This is a genomic window from Rubritepida flocculans DSM 14296, assembly GCF_000425365.1.
GTDB classification, from domain to species: domain Bacteria; phylum Pseudomonadota; class Alphaproteobacteria; order Acetobacterales; family Acetobacteraceae; genus Roseococcus; species Roseococcus flocculans.
In genome coordinates, this window is sequence record NZ_AUDH01000002.1 from 154,087 (window position 1) to 175,253 (window position 21,167).

A 21,167-nucleotide genomic window follows, 5' to 3' on the forward strand; every position below is an offset into this window, starting at 1 on the left:
GGCCGCCCTCCGTCTCACGCCCCCATCAGCCTCTGGGTGCGCGCCTGCAGCTCCGCGATCACGCGCCCCGCCCCGCCCTCGCGGATCAGCGTGGTGAACTCGGCGCGGCGCGAGGCCAGCTCGCTGATCGTGCCGGTGAGGTAGATGTCCACCACCCGCGGCGGGTTGCCGCGCAGCAGGTAGGAGAGCTGCACCGGCTCCTGCCCGCCGGTGCGGTTCAGCCGGGTGCGCACCAGCGCATCGCCATTGGGCATGGCCTGCACGCCGATCGTCTGGAAGCTCTCGCCCGAGAAGCCGTCGAAGCGGTTGGCGTAGGTGGCGATGGACCAGCGGGAGAAGGCCTCGATCAGCGCCTGCTGCTCGGCCGGGGAGAAGCCGGTCCAGGGCGGGCCGACGGCGATGCGCGTCATCGCCGGCAGGTCGAACACCCGGGCCATGACGGGCGCGAGCCGCTCGAAGCGCCCGCGCACGCCGAGGCGCTGCGCCTCGCGCATCACGGCCAGAAGCTGGGCGTGGAAGCCCTCGATCACCTGCTGCGGCCCCTCCTGCGCCGCCGCGCGGCGCGCGGGCAGCAGGGCGGGGAGGGCGAGCAGGCCGAGGCGGATGGCGGGGCGGCGTGCGATCATGCGCGGCCATATAGGCCAGCCGGGATGGCTGGACCATGGCGGGCGGACAGGCCAGAAGGGCGGGCCATGCCGCCCACCACCGTCCTGCTCACCGGCGCCACGGGTTTCCTCGGCGCCTCGCTCGCCCGCGTGCTGCTCGCGCGCGGGCATCGGGTGCGCGCCTTCCTCCGCCCCGGCTCGCCGCGCGCCACCCTGGCCGGGCTGCCCATCGAGACGGCGCTGGGCGAACTGACCGACCCCGCCAGCCTGCGCTACGCCATGGCCGGGGTGGGCGCCGTGATCCACGCCGCGGCCGATTACCGCATCTTCGTGCCCGACCCGAAGCGCATGTGGGAGGTGAATGTCGGCGGCACCGGGCATGTGATGGGCGCCGCGCTGGAGGCGGGGGTGCCGCGCATCGTGCATGTCTCCTCCGTCGCCACGCTGCACCCGCGCGCCGACGGCAGCCCCGCCACCGAGGCCGATGCGGTGGAGCCCGAGGAGGCCATCGGCCCCTACAAGCAGAGCAAGGCGGCGGCCGAGCGGCTGGTGGAGGCGCTGGTGCAGCGCAACGGGCTGCCCGCGGTGATCGTGAACCCCTCCACCCCCATCGGCCCCTATGACCGCCGCCCCACGCCCACCGGCCGCGTCATCCTGGAGGCGGCGAAGGGGAAGATGCCCGCCTATGTCGAGACGGGGCTCAACCTCGTCCATGTCGAGGATTGCGCGGTGGGCGTGGTGGCCGCGCTGGATCACGGCGCGGTGGGCGAGCGCCACATCCTGGGCGGCCAGGACGTGACGCTGCGCGAGATGCTGGAGTTCATCGCCGCCGAGACCGGCCACCGCCGCCCCTTCCGCCTGCCGCGCGCGCCGCTCTACCCGCTCGCCTTCCTGGCCGAGACGGCGGCGCGGCTCGGCCTCGTCCGCGGCGAGCCGATGCTGACGCGCGACGGCCTCGCCATGTCGGCGCAGCGCATGTTCTTCTCCTCGGAGAAGGCGGCGCGGGTGCTGGGCCACCGCGCCCGCCCCTGGCAGGAGGGGGTGCGCGACGCCATCGCCTGGTTCCGCGCCCAGGGGATGCTGGGGGCGTGAGCGCCACGCTGATCGGCCTCGCGGCGCTGCTCGCCTGGGGGGTGCTGCTCTTCGGGCGCGGCGGTTTCTGGCGCGCGCGCGAGGATGATGCGGACGCCGCGGCGCTGCCCGAGCCCGCCCGCTGGCCGCGCGTGGCCGTGCTGATCCCCGCGCGCGACGAGGCGGAGACCATCGCCGAGGTGGTCGCCGCGCTGCGCGCGCAGGACTATCCGGGCCCCTTCACCGTGACCGTGGTGGACGACCGCAGCAGCGACGGCACGGGCGCGCTCGCCGCCGCGGCCGGCGCGCGGGTGGTGACGGGCGGCCCGCGCCCGCCGGGCTGGAGCGGCAAGCTGAACGCGCTGCGCCAGGGGCTCGAAGCCATCGCCGGCGAGGAGCACGCCTTCCTGCTGCTGACCGACGCCGACATCCGCCACGCGCCCGACAGCCTGCGCCGCCTGGTGCAGCGCGCCCTGGCGGGGGACCATGCGCTGGTCTCGCTGATGGCGAAGCTGCGCTGCGAAAGCCCGGCCGAGCGCTGGCTGATCCCGGCCTTCGTGTTCTTCTTCATGATGCTCTACCCCTTCGCCTGGGTGCGGAACCCGCGCGCGCGCACCGCCGCGGCCGCGGGCGGCTGCGTGCTGCTGCGCCGCGACGTGTTCGATGCGGCGGGCGGGCTCGCGCCCATCCGCGGGCGCATCATCGACGACTGCGCGCTGGCCGCACTCGTCAAGGCGCGGCACCCGCGCATCTGGCTCGGCCTGACGGAGCGCGTCGTCTCGCTGCGCGCCTATGAGACGGTGGGCACGATCCGCGCCATGGTGGCGCGCACGGCCTATGCGCAGCTTCTCTACAACCCGCTGCTGCTGGCGGGCATGCTGCTCGCCCTCGGCCTCGTCTTCCTCGCCCCGCCGCTGCTGGCGCTGACGGCGCAGGGGCTCGCGGCCTGGCTCGGCGCGCTGGCCTGGGGGGCGATGGTGCTGGCCTATGCGCCCATGCTGCGGCGCTACGGGCTCGGCGCCTGGCGGGGCCTCGCGCTGCCGCTGGTCGCGCTGGCCTACATGGCCTTCACGCTGGACTCCGCGCGGGCCGAATGGGCCGGGCGCGGCGGCATGTGGAAGGGCGAAGGGCTGACCCGCACATGACGCGGCACATGACATGGAGGAAGGGTTGCGCCCGCGGCCCTTCCGGACTCCGGGGCTTCGGGCGTATCCGTCCGGTGATGGTCGGGTTGTCGCGCGCGCCGGGGGGGCGCATCCAGTGAATCTGCTGCGTCAGGAAGCGGAAGCCGCGGCCCTGGCCGCCACGCGCTCGGTCGCGGAGCTGGACGCCGCGGTGGAGGCGGCCGCGCGCCACCTGCGCGCCCGCCAGCGCGGCGACGGGCATTGGGTGTTCGAGCTGGAGGCGGACGCCACCATCCCCGCCGAATACCTGATGCTCCATCACTTCTTCGGCAACATCCAGCCCGAGCGCGAGGCGCGCATCGGCCGCTACCTGCGCCGCGTGCAGGAAGAGCAGCAGGCCAGCGCCGGCGGGGGCTGGCCGCTCTTCCACGGCGGGCCGCTCGACATCTCCTGCTCGGTCAAGGCCTATCTCGCGCTGCGGCTGATCGGCGACAGCGCGGATGCGCCGCACATGCTCCGCGCGCGCGAGGCCATCCTCGCCGCCGGCGGGGCCGAGCGCAGCAACGTCTTCACCCGCGCGGCGCTGGCGCTCTACGGCATCGTCCCCTGGCGGGCGGTGCCGGTGATGCCGCCCGAGATCATGCTGCTGCCGCGCTGGTTCCCCTTCCACATCTCGAAGATCAGCTACTGGGCGCGCACCGTTCTCGTGCCGCTGACGGTGGTGATGGAGCGCCGGCCGCGCGCGGCCAATCCGCGCGGCGTCTCCATCCCCGAGCTCTTCCGCACGCCGCCCGAGCAGGTGAAGGAATGGCCCGGCGGCCCGCACCAGCAGGAGCCCTGGGCCTCGCTGTTCAAGGCGCTGGACGCGGCGCTGCACCGCGCGCGGCTGATCTTCCCGCGCACCCACCGCGCCCGCGCCGAGGCCGCCTGCGAGCGCTTCGTCACCGAGCGCCTGAACGGCGAGGACGGGCTGGGCGCCATCTACCCGGCCATGGCCAACGCCATCATGATGTACCACGTGCTGGGGGTGCCGAAGGAGGATCCGCGCCTCGTCACCGCCTGGGCGGCGGTGGAGAAGCTGGTGGAGGACCGGGGCGAGGAAACCTACGTCCAGCCCTGCCTCTCGCCGGTGTGGGACACGGCGCTCGTCTCGCACGCGCTGATGGAGGCGGGCGGCGAGGAGAACCACGCCGCCGCCGGGCGCGGGCTGCGCTGGCTTCTGGGGCGCGAGATCACGGAGGTGCGCGGCGACTGGGCCTGGCAGCGCCCGCATCTCAAGCCGGGCGGCTGGGCCTTCCAGTACAACAACGCCCATTACCCCGATGTGGACGACACGGCGGTGGTGGTGCTGGCGATGGACCGCTGGCGCCGCGCCCAGGGCGTGGCCGATCCGGCCATGGAGGGGGCGATCCGGCGCGCCACGGAATGGACCGTGGGAATGCAGTCGCGCGGCGGCGGCTGGGGCGCCTTCGACGCGGACAACACCTTCCACTACCTCAACCACATCCCCTTCGCCGACCATGGGGCGCTGCTCGACCCGCCCACGGCGGATGTCTCGGGCCGCTGCCTTGCGATGCTGGCGCAGCTCGGCCGCGGCGAGGAGGCCGCCTCCAAGGCCGCCATCGAGTATCTGCTGCGCGAGCAGGAGGCCGACGGCTCCTGGTACGGGCGCTGGGGCGTGAACTACGTCTATGGCACCTGGTCGGCGCTGACGGCGCTCAACGCCGCGGGGCTGCCGCACCAGCACCCGGCCATGCGCCGCGCCGTCGCCTGGCTGCTCTCGCGGCAGAACGAGGATGGCGGCTGGGGCGAGGACGGCATGAGCTACCCCGCCCGCGGCGGCACGCGGCCCGATGCGCCCCGGCCCGCCCCCTCCACGGCGAGCCAGACGGCCTGGGCCCTGCTCGCCCTCATGGCCGCGGGCGAGGCCGATCATCCGGCCGTGCAGCGCGGCGCCGAGTGGCTGATGGCCCGCCAGGGCGCGGATGGCGACTGGCCGGAGGAGGACTACACGGGCACGGGCTTCCCGCGCGTGTTCTACCTCCGCTACCACGGCTACCGGCGCATCTTCCCGCTCTGGGCGCTCGCGCGGCTGCGCAACCTGCGCCGCGGCAACAGCCGCAGGGTCGAGCACGGGCTGTAGGCACCGGCAGAAAAGGAAGCGGCGGGGCGGGGGATGCCCGCGCCGCCGCTCCGATGCGCCGTGAGGGTGCGGCCGCTCAGCGCTGCAGCGCCTGCACGATCTCCTGCGTCACCTTCTTCGCGTCGCCGAACAGCATCATGGTGTTCGGGCGGTAGAACAGCTCGTTCTCCACGCCGGCATAGCCGCTGGCCATGCCGCGCTTCACGAAGAACACCGTCTTGGCCTTCTCCACGTCCAGGATGGGCATGCCGTAGATCGGGCTCGACTTGTCCGTCTTGGCGGCGGGGTTGGTCACGTCGTTCGCGCCGATGACATAGGCCACATCGGCCTCGGCGAATTCGGGGTTGATCTCCTCGAGCTCGAACACCTCGTCATAGGGCACGTTCGCCTCGGCCAGCAGCACGTTCATGTGGCCGGGCATGCGGCCGGCGACGGGGTGGATGGCGTATTTGATCTCCGCCCCCTCCTTCTTCAGCAGATCCGCCATCTCGCGCAGCACCTGCTGGGCCTGGGCCACCGCCATGCCATAGCCGGGCACCACGATGATCTTGGAGGCGTTCTTCATGATGAAGGCGGCGTCCTCGGGGCTGCCGGCCTTCACGGGCGCGCGCTCGCCCCCGCCGCCGGCCGCCGCCGCGCCGCCCTCGCTGCCGAAGCCGCCCAGCAGCACGTTGATGATCGAGCGGTTCATCCCCTTGCACATGATGTAGGAGAGGATGGCGCCCGAGGCGCCCACCAGCGCGCCGGTGATGATCAGCAGCAGGTTGCCGATGGTGAAGCCGATGCCCGCCGCCGCCCAGCCCGAATAGCTGTTCAGCATGGACACCACCACCGGCATGTCCGCGCCCCCGATCGGGATGATCAGCAGGAAGCCCAGCGCGAAGGCCAGGATGGCGATCACCCAGAACAGGAAGGGCGAGCCGGTGAGCACGAAGAGGAAGACGAGCAGCAGCAGCACCCCGCCCAGCACCGCGTTCAGCTTGTGCTGGTTGGCGAAGGTGATGGGCGCGCCCGACATCCGGCCGTCGAGCTTGAGGAAGGCGATGACCGAGCCCGAGAAGGTGATGGCGCCGATGGCGAGGCCGAGCGACATCTCGAGCAGCGAGGCCGTCTTGATGTTCCCCGGCTCGCCGATGCCGAAGCTCTGCGGGCTGTAGAGCGCGGCCGCGGCCACGAACACCGCCGCCATGCCCACCAGCGAGTGGAAGGCCGCGACGAGCTGCGGCAGCGCCGTCATCTGGATGCGGCTGGCCACCACCGCGCCGATGCCGCCGCCGAGCGCGAGCCCCGCGACGATCAGCACGAAGCCGCCGAAATCCATGCCCGAGTTCAGGATGGTGGCGACGACCGCCACCCCCATCCCGATCATGCCGTAGAGGTTGCCCTGGCGCGAGGTCTCGGGATGCGAGAGGCCGCGCAGCGCCAGGATGAACAGGACGGAGGCCGCGAGATACGCGAGCGTCGCGATGGTCGTCATGGCGCGCTCAGCCCTTCTTCTTCTGGAACATGGAGAGCATGCGGCGCGTCACGAGGAAGCCGCCGAAGATGTTCACCGAGGCCAGCACCACGGCGAGGAAGCCGAAGAAGCGCGCCGTGCCGCTCTCCGCCCCCGCGGCGGCGAGGATGGCGCCCACCACGATCACCGAGGAGATGGCGTTGGTGACGCCCATCAGCGGCGAGTGCAGCGCGGGGGTGACGCTCCATACCACGTAGTAGCCCACGAAGCAGGCCATCAGGAAAATGGTGAGAAGCAGCAGGAAGGGCTGGGCCGCGGCGGCCATGGGGGCGGCGGCCTCGGCCGCGCGCTGGGCGAGCAGCGCCACCTCCTGCGCCTTCACGGCGAGGGCGGCGGCCTGGTTGGCCAGTTCCGTCTGGGTGCTCATCGGGGTTCTCCGTCAGGCCGCCGCGGCGGGCGCGAACATCTTGTGGACGACGGCGCCGCCACGGGTCAGCGCCACGCCCTGCACGATCTCGTCCTCCGGGTTCAGCTTCGGCGCGCGCGCCTCCTTGTCCCAGAAGGTGGTGAGGAAGGTGAGCAGGTTGCGCGCATAGAGGGCGCTGGCGGCGGCGGGGATGCGGCCGGGCCAGTTGGTGTAGCCCAGGATCTTCACGCCATGGCCCGTCACCACCAGCTCGCCCGGCCGGGTCAGCGCGCAGTTGCCGCCCGCATCGGCGGCGATGTCCACAATGACGCTGCCCGGCTTCATGGAGGCGACCATGGCCTCCGTCACCAGGGTGGGCGCCTTGCGGCCCTGCACCAGCGCGGTGCAGATCACCACGTCCTGCTTGGCGATGTGGCCGGCCACCACCTCGGCCTGCTTGGCGTAGAACTCGGCCGAGAGCTGCTTGGCGTAGCCGCCCGCGGTCTGGGCCGCCTTGCTCTCCTCGTCCTCGTAGCCCACGAAGCTCGCGCCGAGGGACTTGATCTCCTCCTTCGCCGCCGGCCGCACATCGGTGGCCGAGACGCGCCCGCCCAGGCGGCGCGCGGTGGCGATGGCCTGCAGCCCCGCGACCCCCGCGCCCATCACGAAGACATTGGCGGCGGGCACCGTGCCGGCGGCCGTCATCAGCATGGGGAAGCCGCGGTCGAAGGCGGCGGCGGCCTCGATCACGGCGCGATAGCCCGCGAGGTTGGCCTGGGAGGAGAGCACGTCCATGCTCTGCGCGCGGGTGATGCGCGGCAGAAGCTCCATGGCGCAGGCATCCACCCCGGCCTTCGCATAGGCCTCGGCGGCGGCGGCGTCGGCCTGGAGCGTGCCGATCAGCAGCGCCCCGCGCGGCAGGGGCGCGGCGGGGGCGCGCACGGCGAACACGATGGCCGCCCCCTCCAGCGCCGCGGCGGCGCTGTCCACCAGCTTCGCCCCGGCGGCGGCGTACTCGGCGTCGGGCAGGCCGGAGGCGAGGCCGGCGCCCGTCTCCACCACGACCTCCAGGCCGAGGGCGGCGAGCTTCTTCACCGTCTCCGGCGTCGCCGCCACGCGGCTCTCGCCGGGCTTCGTCTCCTTCAGAACCGCAAGGCGCATGCGTCTCTATCCCCCCAAGGGCAGGCCGGCGGTCATATGCACGCCCTCCGCCGGGGCGCAAGCGGGGTTAAGTGACGGAAAGCCGCAGCACCTGCCGCCAGACGCGCAGGAAATTGCCCGACCAGAGCAGCCCGATCTCGCGCGCCGTGTAGCCGCGGCGGATCAGCTCCAGAGTCACGGCCGGGGTCTCGCCCGCATGCATCCAGCCCTGGACCCCTCCGCCGCCGTCGAAATCCGAGGAAATCCCCACATGGTCGAGGCCGATGCGGCGGATCATGTGCTCCACATGGTCCACCAGGTCGCTCACGCCGGCCTGGGCGGCGCCGTTCGGCGGGGCGGGCTTGAGGAAGGCGGCCACCGCCGTCACCTGCGCGATGCCCCCCGTGGCGCGCAGCGCCTCGAGCTGCTCGTCGTCCAGGTTGCGCGGGTGGGGGTTGAGCGCGGCCGCGGCGGTGTGCGTCACCGCCACCGGCGCGCGGGAGAGGGCGCAGGCCTCGAGCATGGCCTTCTTCGAGACATGCGCGCAGTCGAGCATCAGCCCCACGCGGTTCATCTCGGCGATGGCGGCGCGCCCGAGGGCGGAGAGGCCGCCATGCTCCTCCTCCGCATCGCCGAGGTTCTTCTTCGGCCGGGCGGAATCGGCCAGCGCGTTGTGCCCGTCATGGGTGAGGGTGAGGTAGATCGCCCCCTGCCGCCGCCATTCCCCGAGCCGCCCGAGGTCATGGCCCATGGCGTAGCCGTTCTCCACGGCGGCGAGCACGGCGGGCTGGCGCGCGGCGAAGGCGGCCTCCGCCTCCTCGGGGCTGGCGCAGAAGCGCACCCCTTCGGCCGCGCCGCGCGCGCGGATGTGCGCGAGCATGGCCGAGGCGCGGGCGGCGGCGGCCCGGTGCCCCGCATGGTCGCGCGGGCCCTGCGGCACATAGGCGATGAACACGGCCGCCCCCACCCCGCCCGCGCGCAGCTTCGGCAGGTCCACGCATTGCGCCGTCTCGCCCAGCCAGTCGGGCGGGTCGGGCCAGCGGATGTCGATGTGGCTGTCGAGGATGAGGGGCGTCATCGCGCATTCCCGAAGCCGGTGAGGAAGCGGGCCAGCAGATCGCCCAGAACATCCACGTTGTAGCCGCCCTCCTGGCAGATGGCGGTGGGCAGGCGAAGCGCGCCGATGGCCGCGCCGGCCCGGGCGAAGCCCTCGGCGGTGACGCGCAGCGCGGCCAGCGGCTCGTGCTCGCTCGCGTCGAAGCCGAGCGCGACGACCAGCGCCTCGGGCCGGAAGGCGCGCAGCGCGGCGAGGCCCTGATCGAGCCCCGCGAGCCAGGCCGCGTCCTCCGCGCCGAAGGGCAGGGGCAGGTTGAGATTGGCGCCCAGCCCAGGGCCCGCCCCGCGCTCCTCGGGGAAGCCCACATACCAGGGGTAGTAGCGGGCCGGATCGGCGTGCAGCGAGACGGTGAGCACATCGCCCCGCTCCCAGAACAGGCCCTGGGTGCCGTTGCCGTGGTGGCTGTCGATGTCGAGCACCGCCACGCGCGCCGCCCCGCGCGCGCGCAGCCGCTGCGCCGCCAGGGCGCTGTTGTTGAGGTAGCAATGCCCGCCGGCCCGCGCCGCATAGGCGTGATGGCCCGGCGGGCGGCAGAGCGCATAGGCCGCCCCGGCGGCGCCCTGCGCCACCGCCTCCGCCGCCGCGAGCGCGCAGCCCGCCGCCCCCATGGCCGCGGCGAAGGTGCCCGGGCCGATCGGGCAGGCCGTGTCGGCCGTGAAGCGCCCGGCGCGGGAGATGGGATGCCGCGCCGCGCAGGGCGACTGGGCGAGCATCTCCGGGCTCGGGTGGATGTTGGCCACCACCTCCTCGCCGGCCTCGGGCATGGCCGCCCACTCGGCATGGGCGGTGGCGAGGAAGTCGAGATAGTCGGGGGCGTGCAGCGCCTCGACCTCGGCGCGGGTGGCGGGCGGCGCCTCCTCCGGCGCGAGGCCGCACCGCGCCAGCCCCTCGCGCAGCGCCGCCGCCCGGGCGGGCACCTCGTAATTGTCGCGCAGCCGGCCGCGCATCAGGAAGAAGCGCGGCGCGTGCAGGGCTTCGTCCGCCTGTCCGAAAACCTTCATGGGCGAAGGCTAGCAGGCCCCCGCCCCTCGACAACCATGCGCCGCGCTGTTGTGCTGCCGCCATGATCCCGCTCGACCCCGGCGCGCGCCGCGCCATCCTGGAGGCCTGCGATTCGCTGCGCGAGGAATCGCTCGACTGGCTGTTCCGCCTGGTGCGCTGCCCCTCTACGCTCGGCAACGAGGCCTCGGCGCTGAACGAGATGGAGCGGCTGTATCGCCATCTCGGCCTCGCCCCCTTCCGCATCCCGACCGAGCCCGCGCGGCTGAAGGACCACCCCGGCTTCTCGCCCCCGGTCCTCCCCTACGAGGGGCGGGACAATGTGGCGGCCATCCATCGCCCGCGGCAGGCGCGCGGCCGCTCCCTCGCCCTGCAGGGCCATGTGGACGTGGTGCCCGAGGGCGCGGCGGACATGTGGGCCACGCCGCCCTATCAGCCCGCGATCCGGGGCGGGCGCGTCTTCGGCCGCGGCGCGGGCGACATGAAGGCGGGCATCGTGAGCTACGCCATGGCGTTCCGCGCCCTGCAGCGCGCGGGCCTGCAGCCGGCCGCCGAGGTGCAGATGCAGGCGGTGATCGAGGAGGAATGCACCGGCAACGGCGCGCTCGCCGCCATGCTCGCCCTGCCGAAGCCCGACGCCGTGATCATCCCCGAGCCGGGCCCCGGGGTGGAGGCGCTCTACACGGCGGAAGTCGGCGTGGTCTGGGCATGGGTCACGGTCAGCGGCCGGCCCGCCCATGTGCGCGACATGCAGGCGGGGGTGAACGCCATCGAGGCGGCGAACGTCATCGCCGCGGCCTTCAAGGCCTATGAGGCCGAGATGAACCGCGGCGAGCGCATCCACCCCGCCTTCCACGGCGTGAACCACCCGGTGAACGTGAACCTCGGCACCATCGAGGGCGGCGAGTGGAACTCCTCCGTCGCCACGCGCTGCCGCATCGGCCTGCGCGTGGGCGTGATGATGGGATGCACGGCCGCCGAGACGAAGCGCGACATCGAGCGGCTGGTGGCCGAGGCCGCCAGCCATGAACGCCTGCGCGGCGCCACGGTCAAGCTCGAGTTCAAGGGCTTCATGGCCGACCCCTGCCTCTTCCCGAAGGAGAGCGAGATCAGCCGCCTGGCCGCGCGCTGCTTCGCGGAGGCGACGGGCGGTTCCTTGCGCGACTACCCGGCCACGGGCCTCACCGACGGGCGTCACTTCGTGCTGTATCAGGGCACGCCCTGCGCCGTCTTCGGCCCCGACGCGCAGGACATCCACGGCATCGACGAGAGCGTGGGGGTGGAGAGCATGCACGGCGTCACGCGCAGCATCGCGCTGGCCATCGCCGAGTGGTGCGGGGTGGAGAGGCTGTGATGCCGCCGATGGACGCCCCCCGCGCCCGCTGCGCCGCGCCCTCCGGCGCCGGGAGGCGGGCGTGAGCAACCTCCCTCTCTCCGGCGCGCGGCTCTGGGCCGATCTGCACGAGATCGCGCGCATCGGCGGCACGCCGAAGGGCGGCTGCAACCGCCAGGCGCTGACCGATCTCGACGCCGAGGCCCGCGCCTGGCTCGCCGCGCGCGCCACGGCGCTCGGCTGCACGCTGCATGTGGACCCCTTCGGCAACATGGGCCTTCTGCGCCCCGGGCGCGATGCGTCCCGCAAGCCCATCGCCTTCGGCAGCCACCTCGATACGCAGCCCACGGGCGGCAAATTCGACGGGGTGCTGGGCGTTCTGGCCGGGCTCGAACTGCTGCGCGCGCTGCACGAGGCGGGGGCGGAGACCGAGGCGCCCCTTCTGCTGGTGAACTGGACGAACGAGGAGGGCGCGCGCTTCTCGCCGCCCATGATGGGCAGCGGCGCCGCCATGGGGATCTTCGCGCCGGAGCAGGTGCTGGGCGCCACCGACGCCTCCGGCGCGCGCTTCGGCGAGGAGCTCGCGCGCATCGGCTGGCGGGGCGAGGCGGCGCTGCCCGAGATGGGCGCCTATCTCGAACTCCACATCGAACAGGGCGCGCTGCTGGAGCGCGCGGGAAAGAGCCTCGGCATCGTCACCCATGCCCTCGCCCAGTCCTGGTACGAGGTGGTGGTGGAGGGCGCGGAGAACCACGGCGGCGCGCCCATGGCCGGCCGGCGCGACGCGCTGATGGCCGCCGCCCCCCTGATGGCGGCGGTGGAGGAGATCGCGCTCGCCGCCCGCGCGCCGGATGGCGAGCCGGGGCGCGGCACGGTGGGCTGCGTGAGCGTGCATCCCGGCAGCCGCAATGTCGCGCCCTCGCGCGTGTGGTTCAGCGTGGACACGCGCCATGGCGACCCGGCGATGCTCGCCTGGATGGGCGAGCAGCTCCGCGCCCGCGCGGCCGAGATCGCCGAGGCCCGCGGGGTCGCCATCACCGTCACGGATTTCTGGCACAGCCCGCCCACGCCCTTCGATGCGCGGCTTGTCGGCTTCCTGCGCGAGGCGGCGGCGCGGCGCGGGCTGCCGGCGATGGAGATGCCCACCGGCATCGGCCATGACGCGGTGTATGTGGCGCGCCGCGTGCCGGCGGCGATGCTCTTCGTGCCCTGCCATGGCGGCCTCAGCCACAACGAGGCCGAGAGCATCACGCCCGAATGGGCCGAGGCGGGGCTGCTGGTGCTGGCGGATGCGGTGCTGGCGGCGGCCTCGCAACCCGCGGATCCGACGCCGATGACCGGAGCGCCGGATGGCGCGGAGGTCTGAATCGGCGAGGTGAGCAAAGCATCGCCGATGACCGGAGCGCCGGATGGCGCGGAGGTCTGAATCGGCGAGGTGGGCAAAGCATCGCCGATGACCGGAGCGCCGGATGGCGCGGAGGTCTGAATCGGCCGAGGATCACACCCATGAACATCGCCATCGGCGGCTTCCTCCACGAAAGCCACTCCTTCGCCCCCCGCCCGACCGGCTTCGAGGATTTCCTCAAGCCCGGCGGCTTCCCGCCCCTCTTGCGCGCGCCCGAGCTGGTGGAGACGCTGCGCCCCACCTCGGTCTGCGCCGCCGGCGCCATCGCGGCCTGCGAGGCGGCGGGCGCGCGCATCCTCCCCCTCGCCTGGGCCTTCGCCAACCCCGCGGGGCCGGTGACGCGCGAGGCCTTCGAGCGCATCAGCGCCCTCCTCCTCGCGGCCTTGAGCGATGCGCTGCCCGTGGACGGCGTCTTCCTCGACCTGCACGGCGCGATGGTGAGCGAGGATTTCCCCGACGCCGAGGGCGAGCTTCTGCGCCGCGTCCGCGCCGTGGTCGGGCCGGACATCCCCATCGCCGCCACGCTCGACCCGCACGCGAACATGACGCCGCTGATGGCGCGCATGGCCGATGTGCTGGTGCCCTACCGCACCTACCCGCATGTGGACATGCGCGCGATGGGCGCGCGCGCGGCGGAGCTCCTGCTGCGGCGCATCGCGCGCCAGGCGCCCTGGGCCATGGCCTTCCGGGAGATCGACTTCCTCATCCCCATCACCAGCCAATGCACGATGGTGGAGCCGATGGCGGGGGTCATGGCCGCGCGCGCCGAGATCGAGGCGCGGCACGCGGTGGAACTCGCCTACTGCTTCGGCTTCCCCTACGCCGATTTTGACGGCTGCGGCCAGGCGATCGCCGCCTGGGCCGAGACGCAGGAGGCCGCTGAGGCGGCGGCGGAGGCGCTCGCCGCCGAGATCGCCGCGCGCGAGGCCGGTTTCGCCGGCGGCGTGATGGAGGCGCAGGAGGCGGTGGCCCGCGCCCTCGCCGCCCCGCGCGGCCCGGTGGTGATCGCCGACACGCAGGACAACCCGGGCGGCGGCGGCCATGGCGACACGACCGGGCTGCTGGCCGAGCTGCTGCGCCAGGGCGCGGAGGGGGCGGCGCTCGCCCCCATGAACGACGCCGAGGCGGCGGCCGCCTGCCACGCGGCGGGGGAGGGTGCGACGGTGACGCTCGCCCTCGGCGGCAAGAGCGACGGCGCGCCGCTCTCCGTGACGGGCGTGGTGGAGCGGCTCTCGGACGGGCGCTTCACGCTGGAAGGGCCGATGGGCAAGGGCAATCCGGCGAATCTGGGGCCGACGGCGCTGCTGCGCGTGGGGGGCGTGCGCGTCGTCATCGTCAGCCGCAAGATGCAGGCGCATGACCAGGCGATATTCCGCCATCTCGGCCTGGAGCCCGCGGCGCAGCGCATCGTCGCGGTGAAATCCTCGGTGCATTTCCGGGCGCATTTCCAGCCCATCGCGGCCGAGGTGCTGGTGGCCGCCGCCCCCGGCCCGGTGGTGGCGGACCCCGCGACGCTGCCCTTCACCGCGCTGCGCCCGGGGCTGCGCCTGCGCCCGGGCGACAACCGGCGTTTCGGGGGGTGATCGGAGAGGCGCGCCTCAACCGCCCCGCGCGGGGGCGCTGAGCGCGGCGAGCCAGCCATCCGCGGTCGCCTCCAGCCGGCGCGCCGCGTCGCGCGCGGCGTGCAGGTCGGCCTCGGTGGTGGTGAGCGTGGCGCCGTACTGCTCGAAACTCGCCTCCAGCCCGGCCACAGCGCCGCCGAGCTGCCCCAGGCTCTCGCGGAACTCGGCGATGGCCTCCCGCTGCTCGGCCAGGGCGGCGTCGAGCGCGGCGAGGGCGGCGCGCAGCCGCGCCTCGTCGGAGCGCGCGGCGCGGACGGGGAAGGGCAGGATTTCGGCGCTGGGCATGGCGGGCTCCTCGCTCAACGCCCACCCGATAGCGCGTCTCAAAAGTTAATACAAGATAAAAGTCTTGATACGGCGTAAAGGCCGCCCCTGTGAACGCCGCCCCTGTCAGGCCGCCAGCGCCGCCAGCAGGCAGAGCGACGCCCCCGCCGAGAGCACCCAGCGCAGCAGCATGTAGCCCGGCGGCACCCAGCCCCGCGCGGCGGCCGCCTGCTCCACCCCGGCGGTGACCAGGATGCCCGCCGCCAGCAGCAGCACCGCGGGCCATTCGGGCAGCAGCAGGGCGGCCCAGCCCGCCAGGGCGGGCGCCACGCCGAGCATCAGGCGCGGCGGGCCCGCCGCCTCCTCGCCCGGCAGCGGCCGCCAGGCGAAGCCCCAATGCACCGCGCCGAGGAAGGAGAGGATCACCGCGCCGTAGCCGATCAGCGCCCCGCGCGCGAAGCCGGTCCATGTCTCGGGGGCCGCGTGCACGGCCAGGGCGGCGGCGGCGAAGGGCAGAAGCCCGGCGAGGCCGAGCAGCCAGGCGAGGCGGGTGGAGGAGGCGTCCATGGCCCCTCCTATCGGGCGCAACCCCCCGCGCGTGCAAGCCGGGCGCGCTTCGCCTATACGCGGCGCGATGGGCATGGCCGTCGAAATCCTCTTCATCCTGGGGCTGACCCTGCTCAACGGCGTCTTCGCCATGGGCGAGCTCGCCATCGTCTCCGCCCGCAAGCCGCGGCTGCTGGCGCTGGAGCGGCGCGGCAGCCCGGGCGCCGCCGCCGCCCTGCGGCTGCAGGAGGATCCGCACCGCTTTCTCCCCACCGTGCAGGTGGGCATCACGCTGGTGGGCATCCTGGCCGGCGTGTTCGGCGGCGCGGCGCTGGCCGGGCCGCTCGGCGAGTGGCTGGAGGCGCTGCCCTGGGTGCGCGGCTTCGGCCAGGCGCTCGCCTTCGGCCTGGTCGTCGTCGCCATCACCTATGTGAACCTGATCCTGGGCGAGCTGGTGCCCAAGCAGCTCGCCCTGCGCAACCCCGAGGCGGTGGCGGTGCTGCTCGCCCGGCCGCTCACCGCGCTCTCGCGCCTCACCGCGCCCTTCATCTGGCTGCTCTCGCGCTCCTCCGGCCTGATCCTGCGCCTCTTCGGCGCCCCCCCGGCCGAGCAGGGCGTGACGGAGGAGGAGGTGAAGGCCGTCGTCGCCGAGGGGGTGGAGGCCGGCGCGCTGGAGCAGAACGAGCGGCAGATGATCGAGCGCGTGCTGCGCCTCGCCGACCGGCCCGTACGCGCGCTGATGACGCCGCGCACCGAGGTGGCCTGGCTCGACCGCCACGCGCCGCCCGAGGCCATCGCCGCCGCGCTGCGCGCCGAGAACCTGACGCGCTTCGTGGTGGCCGAGGGGCGGGTGGACAATGTGGTGGGCGTGGTGGCGGTGAAGGATCTGCTCGACCAGCTCCTCTCCGGCGCGCCGCTCTCCATCGCGGCCGCGCTGCGCCAGCCCATGGTGCTGCCCGACAACCTCTCCGCCCTCGATGCGCTGGAACGGCTGCGCGCCGATGCGCTGGGGCTTGCGCTCGTGCTCGACGAATACGGCAGCTTCGAGGGGGTGGTCACCGCCTCGGACCTGCTGGAGGCCATCGTGGGCGAGCTCGGCCCCGCCCCGGAATCGGGCAAGGCGGTGGCGGTGCAGCGGGCCGACGGCTCGCTGCTGCTCGATGGCATGATGGCGCTGGACGAGCTGCGCGAGCGGCTCGCGGATTTCGAGCCGCCCCCGCAATCGGCCGCCTATCACACGGTGGCGGGGCTCATGCTCGCGCTGCTGCAACGCATCCCGCGCGAGGGGGACCGCATCGCCCATTCGGGCTGGCGCTTCGAGATCCTGGACATGGACGGCCGGCGCGTGGACAAGGTGCTGGCCGTGCGGGAGGACAGCCTGCCCGAGGCGACTATTTCGCCGCCGCCCCCTTCGCGAGCGGCGGAATGAACTGCGGCTCCGTGTCCCAGGGGAAGAGGATCCAGGTGTCCTGGCTCACCTCGGTGACGAAGCTGTCCACCAGCGGCTTGCCGGCGGGCTTGGCGTAGATGGTGGCGAAATGCGCGCCGGGCAGCATGGCGCGCACCACCTTCGCGGTGGTGCCCGTGTCCACCAGGTCGTCCACCAGCAGCCAGCCCGTGCCGTCGCCCGCGGCGGAGGGGGGCTTGGCCACCCGGGGTTCGCCGCGCGTCTCCTCGTCATAGGTGATGACGCTGACCGTCTCGATCACCCGGCATTCCAGCTCGCGCGCGATGATGGCGGCCGGCATCAGCCCGCCGCGGGTGATGGCCACCACGCCCTTGAAGGGGCCCTTCTCCATCAGCCGCCAGGCCAGGGCCTTGGCGTCGCGGTGCAACTGCTCCCAGCCGACGGTGTAGTAGCGCGTGGCCATCTCACTGCATCCTTCCGCCATCGGGGACAGGGAAATCCGGCCGGATCAGCACCACCGCGCCGTTCTCGTCCGGCAGGCCGAGCACCAGCACCTCCGAAAGGAAGGGGCCGATCTGGCGCGGCGGGAAATTCACCACCGCGAGCACCTGCCGGCCGATCAGCCGGTCCGGGCTGTAGTGGACGGTGATCTGCGCGGAGCTTTTCCGCACCCCGATCTCGCCCCCGAAATCCACCCAGAGCTGGATCGCGGGCTTGCGCGCCTCGGGGAAGGGGCGCGCGTCCACCACCGTGCCCACGCGGATATCCACCCGCTCGAAATCGGCCCAGGCGATGGTCTGGCTCATGGGCGGGCGCGGTAGCAGGGGCGCGCCGGGCCGGGAAGGGGGGAGGGGCGCCTGCCCGGGCATGGACGCGCGCGCGCGCGGGCGTATGGTGCGGCCCCGAAACACCCGCTCACGGGCCGGGAACGGCGAGGGACCACAGATCATGCGCGACTTCCACCTGCCCGGGCGCAGCCCGGTGATCGCCGCCCGCGGCATGGCGGCGACCTCCATGCCCGCCGCCTCCCTCGCCGCCGTCGAGGTGCTGAAGGCCGGCGGCAATGCGCTGGATGCGGCCATCGCCGCGGTGGCGCTGCTCGGCGTCATCGAGCCGCAGAGCACCGGCATCGGCGGCGACTGCTTCTGCCTCTACGCGCCGGCCGGCACGGGCCAGGTGATCGCGCTCAACGGCTCGGGCCGCGCGCCGGCGGCCGCCACGCCCGAGGCGCTGCGCGCGGCGGGGCTGTCGAAGATGCTCAACACCTCCGCCCATTCCGTGACCATCCCGGGCGCGGTGGCCGCCTGGCAGGCGCTGAACGCCGCCTATGGCCGCAAGGAGCTCGGCTATCTGCTGCAGCCCGCCATCCGCGCCGCCGAGCAGGGCTTCCACGTCCACGCCCGCGTCGCGCATGACTGGGCCGAGGCGGCGGAGAAGCTCGCGCTGCAGGAGGCGGCGAAGCGCCACTACCTGCCCGGCGGCCGCGCCCCGCGCATGGGCGAGAAGATCGCCTTCCCCGCGCTCGCCGCCACGCTGCGCGCCATCGCCGAGCGCGGCGCGCGCGCCTTCTACGAGGGCGAGATCGCGGCCGACATGGTGGCCACGCTGCGCGCCGCGGGCGGGCTGCACCGGGAGGAGGATTTCGCCGCCGGCCTGTTCGCGGCGGAGTATGTGACGCCCATCTCGCGCCGCTGGAAGGGCATGGAGATCTTCGAGTGCCCGCCCAACGGCACGGGCATCATCGCGCTGATGATGCTCGGGCTGCTCGAGGGCTTCGGCCCGCCCGAGGGCGGGCCGCTCGGCGTGCGGCGCTTCCACCGCCACATCGAGGCCGCGCGCCTCGCCTACCGCGACCGCGACGCCTTCATCGCCGACCCCGCGCAGGTGGAGGTGCCGGTCGCGCATCTGCTCTCGGACGACTATCTGCGCGCGCTGGCGCGCAACATCCGCGACGAGGCGGCGATGGCCGAGCTGCCGCCGGCCGGGGAGCCGCTGTTCCCCGTGCATGCGGACACCGTCTATCTCTGCGTGGTGGATGAGGAGGGCAACGCCTGCTCCTTCATCAACTCGCTGTTCGAAAGCTTCGGCTCCGGCCTGCTCGCGGAGAAGAGCGGCGTGATGCTGCACAACCGCGGCTTCGGCTTCCGGCTGCAGGAGGGGCACCCCAACTGCATCGCGCCCAACAAGCGGCCCATGCACACCATCATCCCCGGCATGGCGATGCGGGATGGCCAGGCGCTGATGCCCTTCGGCGTGATGGGCGGGCATTTCCAGCCCATGGGCCAGACCCTGCTGCTGACCAACCTCTTCGAGTTCGGGATGGACGTGCAGGAGGCGCTGGACGCCCCGCGCCTCTTCCCGCGCGATGGCCAGGTGCAGGTGGAGCGCGGCATCGGCGCCGAGGTGGTGAAGGGACTCGCGGCGCTCGGCCATTCCTGCATCGCCTGGGACAAGCCGCATGGCGGGGGCCAGGCCATCCTGATCGACCGCGCGCGCGGCTGCCTGATCGGCGGCAGCGATCCGCGCAAGGATGGCTGCGTGATCGGATACTGACGCCCCCCTCGCGGGACGAGGGCGAGGGTGCTTTGCTCGGGAGCGACGCATCGCTCCCGAGGAAGCCCTGATGACCGAACCCTGCGAACTCCCCGCCGTCGCCGCGCGCCGCCTGATCGGGCGGAAGAAGCTCTCGCCGGTCGAGCTGCTCGAGTCCTGCCTCGCGCGCATCGGGGCGGTGAACCACGCGGTGAACGCGATGACCGCGATGGATGTGGAGGGTGCGCGCGCCGCCGCCCGCGCCGCCGAGGCCGCGGTGATGAAGGGCGAGCGGCTGGGGCCGCTGCACGGGCTGCCGCTCGGCATCAAGGATCTGGAGGCGACGAAGGGGCTGCGCACCACCTGGGGCAGCCTGCTCTTCAAGGACCATGTGCCGGCCGAGGACGAGGGCATGGTGCGCCGGCTGCGCGAGGCCGGCGGCATCGTGCTCGGCAAGACCAACGTGCCCGAGTTCGGCCTGGGCGCGAACACGCGCAACGCCGTCTATGGCGCCACGGGCAACGCCTTCGACCCGGCCTTCAACGCGGCCGGCTCCTCCGGCGGCTCGGCCGTGGCGCTGGCCTGCGACATGGTGCCGCTCGCCTCCGGCTCCGACACGGGGGGCAGCCTGCGCAACCCCGCCGCCTTCAACGGCATCGTGGGCTATCGCCCCTCGGCGGGCCTGGTGCCCAACGAGCGGCGCGGGCATGGCTGGAACGTGCTCTCCGTGCTCGGCCCCATGGCGCGCGACGTGCCGGACCTCTGCCTCATGCTCTCGGCCATGGCCGGCGACGACGCGGACGATCCGCTCGCCTACACGCTGCACGCGCGCACCGTGCGCGGCGAGCCCGCCCTCTACTTCCCGCCGCGGCAGATCGACCTCTCCACCCTGCGCCTCGCCGCGACGGAGGATTTCAACTCCGCGCTGGTGGAGGGCGTGGTGCGGCGCAAGTTCCGCCGCATCGTGGAGGCGTGCGGCGCCCTCTTCACGCGGGTGGAGACGGCGAGCCCGGACGTGACCGGCGGCGACGAGGCCTTCGAGGTGCTGCGCGCCTCGGGCGTGCTCGCTGCGCATGGCGAGAGGGTGAAGCGCCATCCCGAGCTCTGCGGGCCCAACATGCACGCGAATGTCGAGGAGGGGCTGCGCTACAGCCTGGCCGACCAGGCGCGCGCGGCCACGCTGCAGACCAACATCTACCGCGCCTTCCAGCGCTTCTTCGCGCGCCACGACGTGCTGATCACGCCCGCCATCACCACGAGCCCCCGCCCCTGGCGCGAGCTCTACCCCGCCGAGATCGACGGGCAGCGCACGCGCAGCTACTTCCACTGGCTGGCGCTGGCCTACTACGTCACGCTCACCGGGCATCCGGCGGTGAGCCTGCCCGTGGGGCGCGACGAGAAGGGCTTCCCCTTCGGCCTGCAGATCGTGGGCCCGCGCGGGGGCGACGCCTTCGTGCTCGGCGTGGCGGCGGCGCTGGAGGAGGCCTTCGCGGGCGATGCCGAGTTCGGCCGGCCGAAGCCCGACCTCGCGGCGCTGAAGGCCGCGGGGCCGATCAGCGCGATGGAGGGGTTCCTCGGCTTCGGCTGAAACCCAGCCTCACCAGTAGCGCGGGCGCGGCGGGCCCCAGGCGTAATGCGGCCGGTGATAGACGGGCCGCCCATAGCCCCAGCCGGGGCCGCGCGGCGCGTGGTAGCGCGGCTGGTTCGCCGCGACGATGGCCGCCCCGGCCACGGCGCCGATCCCCGCGCCGAGCAGCCCGGTGGCGACCGGGTCCACATTGCCATAGGGGTCGGTGCAGGCCGCGGTGCCAAGCGCGGCGGCGAGCAGGGCGGGGAGAAGGAGCTTGCGCATGGGGGGGCCTCCGGACGCCGGCATCCTATTCCCTGACTCGGGGCCGTTTCGGGGAAGGATTGCGGCGGGCTTGCGCCGATCATGGCCGCCCCATGGCGGCCCCCCGCCGGGCCTGCGCGCCGGGGCGAAGGCGTTGCCCCCGCC

20 protein-coding genes are annotated in these 21,167 nt (G+C 73.5%); 9 read left to right on the plus strand and 11 right to left on the minus strand.

Annotation, left to right across the window (positions count from 1 at the left end; translation table 11 throughout):
* Window positions 1–14: 14 nt before the first annotated feature.
* Window positions 15–626 carry an ABC transporter substrate-binding protein gene (locus H596_RS19845; protein ID WP_037299823.1) on the minus strand — a complete coding sequence of 204 codons (612 nt, stop codon included), beginning with the start codon at window positions 624–626 and terminating at the stop codon, window positions 15–17.
* 66 nt (window positions 627–692) lie between these two features.
* Between H596_RS19845 and hpnA the strand changes: the two genes are divergently transcribed.
* The 3 genes from hpnA (at window position 693) to shc (ending at window position 4,943) form a co-directional block, all read left to right on the plus strand.
* On the plus strand, window positions 693–1,697 hold the full coding sequence (gene hpnA, locus H596_RS0103295) for a hopanoid-associated sugar epimerase (RefSeq protein ID WP_027283689.1): 1,005 nt from the start codon (window positions 693–695) through the stop codon (window positions 1,695–1,697).
* On the plus strand, window positions 1,694–2,821 hold the full coding sequence (locus H596_RS0103300; RefSeq protein ID WP_027283690.1) for a glycosyltransferase: 1,128 nt from the start codon (window positions 1,694–1,696) through the stop codon (window positions 2,819–2,821). The genes hpnA and H596_RS0103300 overlap by 4 nt, the downstream gene beginning before the upstream one ends.
* 115 nt (window positions 2,822–2,936) lie before the next feature.
* Window positions 2,937–4,943 (plus strand): squalene--hopene cyclase, encoded by a 2,007-nt coding sequence (shc, locus tag H596_RS0103305; RefSeq protein ID WP_456307583.1) that lies wholly within the window; start codon window positions 2,937–2,939, stop codon window positions 4,941–4,943.
* Between the two features lie 76 nt (window positions 4,944–5,019).
* Here the strand turns inward: shc and H596_RS0103310 are convergent, their stop codons facing one another.
* The 5 genes from H596_RS0103310 to H596_RS0103330 all read right to left on the minus strand — a co-directional run bounded on the left by H596_RS0103310 (window position 5,020) and on the right by H596_RS0103330 (window position 10,063).
* Window positions 5,020–6,420, minus strand: coding sequence for an NAD(P)(+) transhydrogenase (Re/Si-specific) subunit beta (locus H596_RS0103310; protein WP_027283692.1), 1,401 nt, complete (start codon window positions 6,418–6,420; stop codon window positions 5,020–5,022).
* Between the two features lie 7 nt (window positions 6,421–6,427).
* Window positions 6,428–6,826, minus strand: coding sequence for a proton-translocating transhydrogenase family protein (locus H596_RS0103315; protein ID WP_027283693.1), 399 nt, complete (start codon window positions 6,824–6,826; stop codon window positions 6,428–6,430).
* A 12-nt stretch (window positions 6,827–6,838) separates the two neighbouring features.
* Window positions 6,839–7,966, minus strand: a complete 1,128-nt coding sequence (locus tag H596_RS0103320) for a Re/Si-specific NAD(P)(+) transhydrogenase subunit alpha (RefSeq protein WP_027283694.1) — start codon at window positions 7,964–7,966, stop codon at window positions 6,839–6,841.
* Between the two features lie 67 nt (window positions 7,967–8,033).
* Window positions 8,034–9,023, minus strand: coding sequence for a dipeptidase (locus H596_RS0103325; protein ID WP_027283695.1), 990 nt, complete (start codon window positions 9,021–9,023; stop codon window positions 8,034–8,036).
* A complete protein-coding gene (locus tag H596_RS0103330) occupies window positions 9,020–10,063 on the minus strand; it encodes a histone deacetylase family protein (RefSeq protein WP_027283696.1) in 1,044 nt (347 codons plus the stop codon). The genes H596_RS0103325 and H596_RS0103330 overlap by 4 nt, the downstream gene beginning before the upstream one ends.
* A 62-nt stretch (window positions 10,064–10,125) precedes the next feature.
* Here H596_RS0103330 and H596_RS0103335 point away from each other — a divergent pair, with 62 nt between their 5' ends.
* The 3 genes from H596_RS0103335 (at window position 10,126) to H596_RS0103345 (ending at window position 14,382) form a co-directional block, all read left to right on the plus strand.
* Window positions 10,126–11,415: an ArgE/DapE family deacylase gene (locus H596_RS0103335; RefSeq protein ID WP_027283697.1), complete on the plus strand. Its 1,290-nt coding sequence runs from the start codon at window positions 10,126–10,128 to the stop codon at window positions 11,413–11,415.
* Between the two features lie 61 nt (window positions 11,416–11,476).
* Complete coding sequence (locus H596_RS19850; RefSeq protein ID WP_051212294.1) at window positions 11,477–12,760, plus strand: allantoate amidohydrolase; 1,284 nt, start codon at window positions 11,477–11,479, stop codon at window positions 12,758–12,760.
* 140 nt (window positions 12,761–12,900) lie between these two features.
* A complete protein-coding gene (locus H596_RS0103345; RefSeq protein WP_027283698.1) occupies window positions 12,901–14,382 on the plus strand; it encodes a M81 family metallopeptidase in 1,482 nt (493 codons plus the stop codon).
* A gap of 15 nt (window positions 14,383–14,397) precedes the next feature.
* On the opposite strand, the gene H596_RS0103350 is transcribed toward H596_RS0103345, so the two are convergent.
* Window positions 14,398–14,706, minus strand: a complete 309-nt coding sequence (locus H596_RS0103350; RefSeq protein ID WP_037299827.1) for a hypothetical protein — start codon at window positions 14,704–14,706, stop codon at window positions 14,398–14,400.
* 105 nt (window positions 14,707–14,811) lie between these two features.
* A complete protein-coding gene (locus H596_RS19855; RefSeq protein WP_037299828.1) occupies window positions 14,812–15,252 on the minus strand; it encodes a DUF3429 domain-containing protein in 441 nt (146 codons plus the stop codon).
* Between the two features lie 73 nt (window positions 15,253–15,325).
* Here H596_RS19855 and H596_RS19860 point away from each other — a divergent pair, with 73 nt between their 5' ends.
* Window positions 15,326–16,660 carry a hemolysin family protein gene (locus H596_RS19860; RefSeq protein ID WP_051212360.1) on the plus strand — a complete coding sequence of 445 codons (1,335 nt, stop codon included), beginning with the start codon at window positions 15,326–15,328 and terminating at the stop codon, window positions 16,658–16,660.
* On the opposite strand, the gene gpt is transcribed toward H596_RS19860, so the two are convergent.
* Together gpt and H596_RS0103370 are read right to left on the minus strand one after the other, a co-directional pair.
* On the minus strand, window positions 16,623–17,102 hold the full coding sequence (gpt, locus tag H596_RS0103365; protein ID WP_027283700.1) for a xanthine phosphoribosyltransferase: 480 nt from the start codon (window positions 17,100–17,102) through the stop codon (window positions 16,623–16,625). The two genes, H596_RS19860 and gpt, sit on opposite strands and share 38 nt — an antisense overlap.
* A gap of 1 nt (window position 17,103) precedes the next feature.
* Complete coding sequence (locus tag H596_RS0103370; protein ID WP_027283701.1) at window positions 17,104–17,445, minus strand: tRNA-binding protein; 342 nt, start codon at window positions 17,443–17,445, stop codon at window positions 17,104–17,106.
* 142 nt (window positions 17,446–17,587) lie between these two features.
* Here H596_RS0103370 and H596_RS0103375 point away from each other — a divergent pair, with 142 nt between their 5' ends.
* Both H596_RS0103375 and H596_RS0103380 read left to right on the plus strand, forming a co-directional pair.
* Entirely contained in the window at window positions 17,588–19,192 is a 1,605-nt protein-coding gene (locus tag H596_RS0103375) for a gamma-glutamyltransferase family protein (RefSeq protein WP_027283702.1), read from the plus strand.
* Between the two features lie 70 nt (window positions 19,193–19,262).
* The gene (locus tag H596_RS0103380; protein WP_027283703.1) at window positions 19,263–20,759 is read left to right on the plus strand and encodes an amidase; all 1,497 of its coding nucleotides are present in this window, start codon (window positions 19,263–19,265) and stop codon (window positions 20,757–20,759) included.
* A 9-nt stretch (window positions 20,760–20,768) separates the two neighbouring features.
* Here H596_RS0103380 and H596_RS19865 read toward each other — a convergent pair whose 3' ends face one another.
* On the minus strand, window positions 20,769–21,023 hold the full coding sequence (locus H596_RS19865) for a hypothetical protein (protein ID WP_037299832.1): 255 nt from the start codon (window positions 21,021–21,023) through the stop codon (window positions 20,769–20,771).
* Window positions 21,024–21,167: the final 144 nt, after the last annotated feature.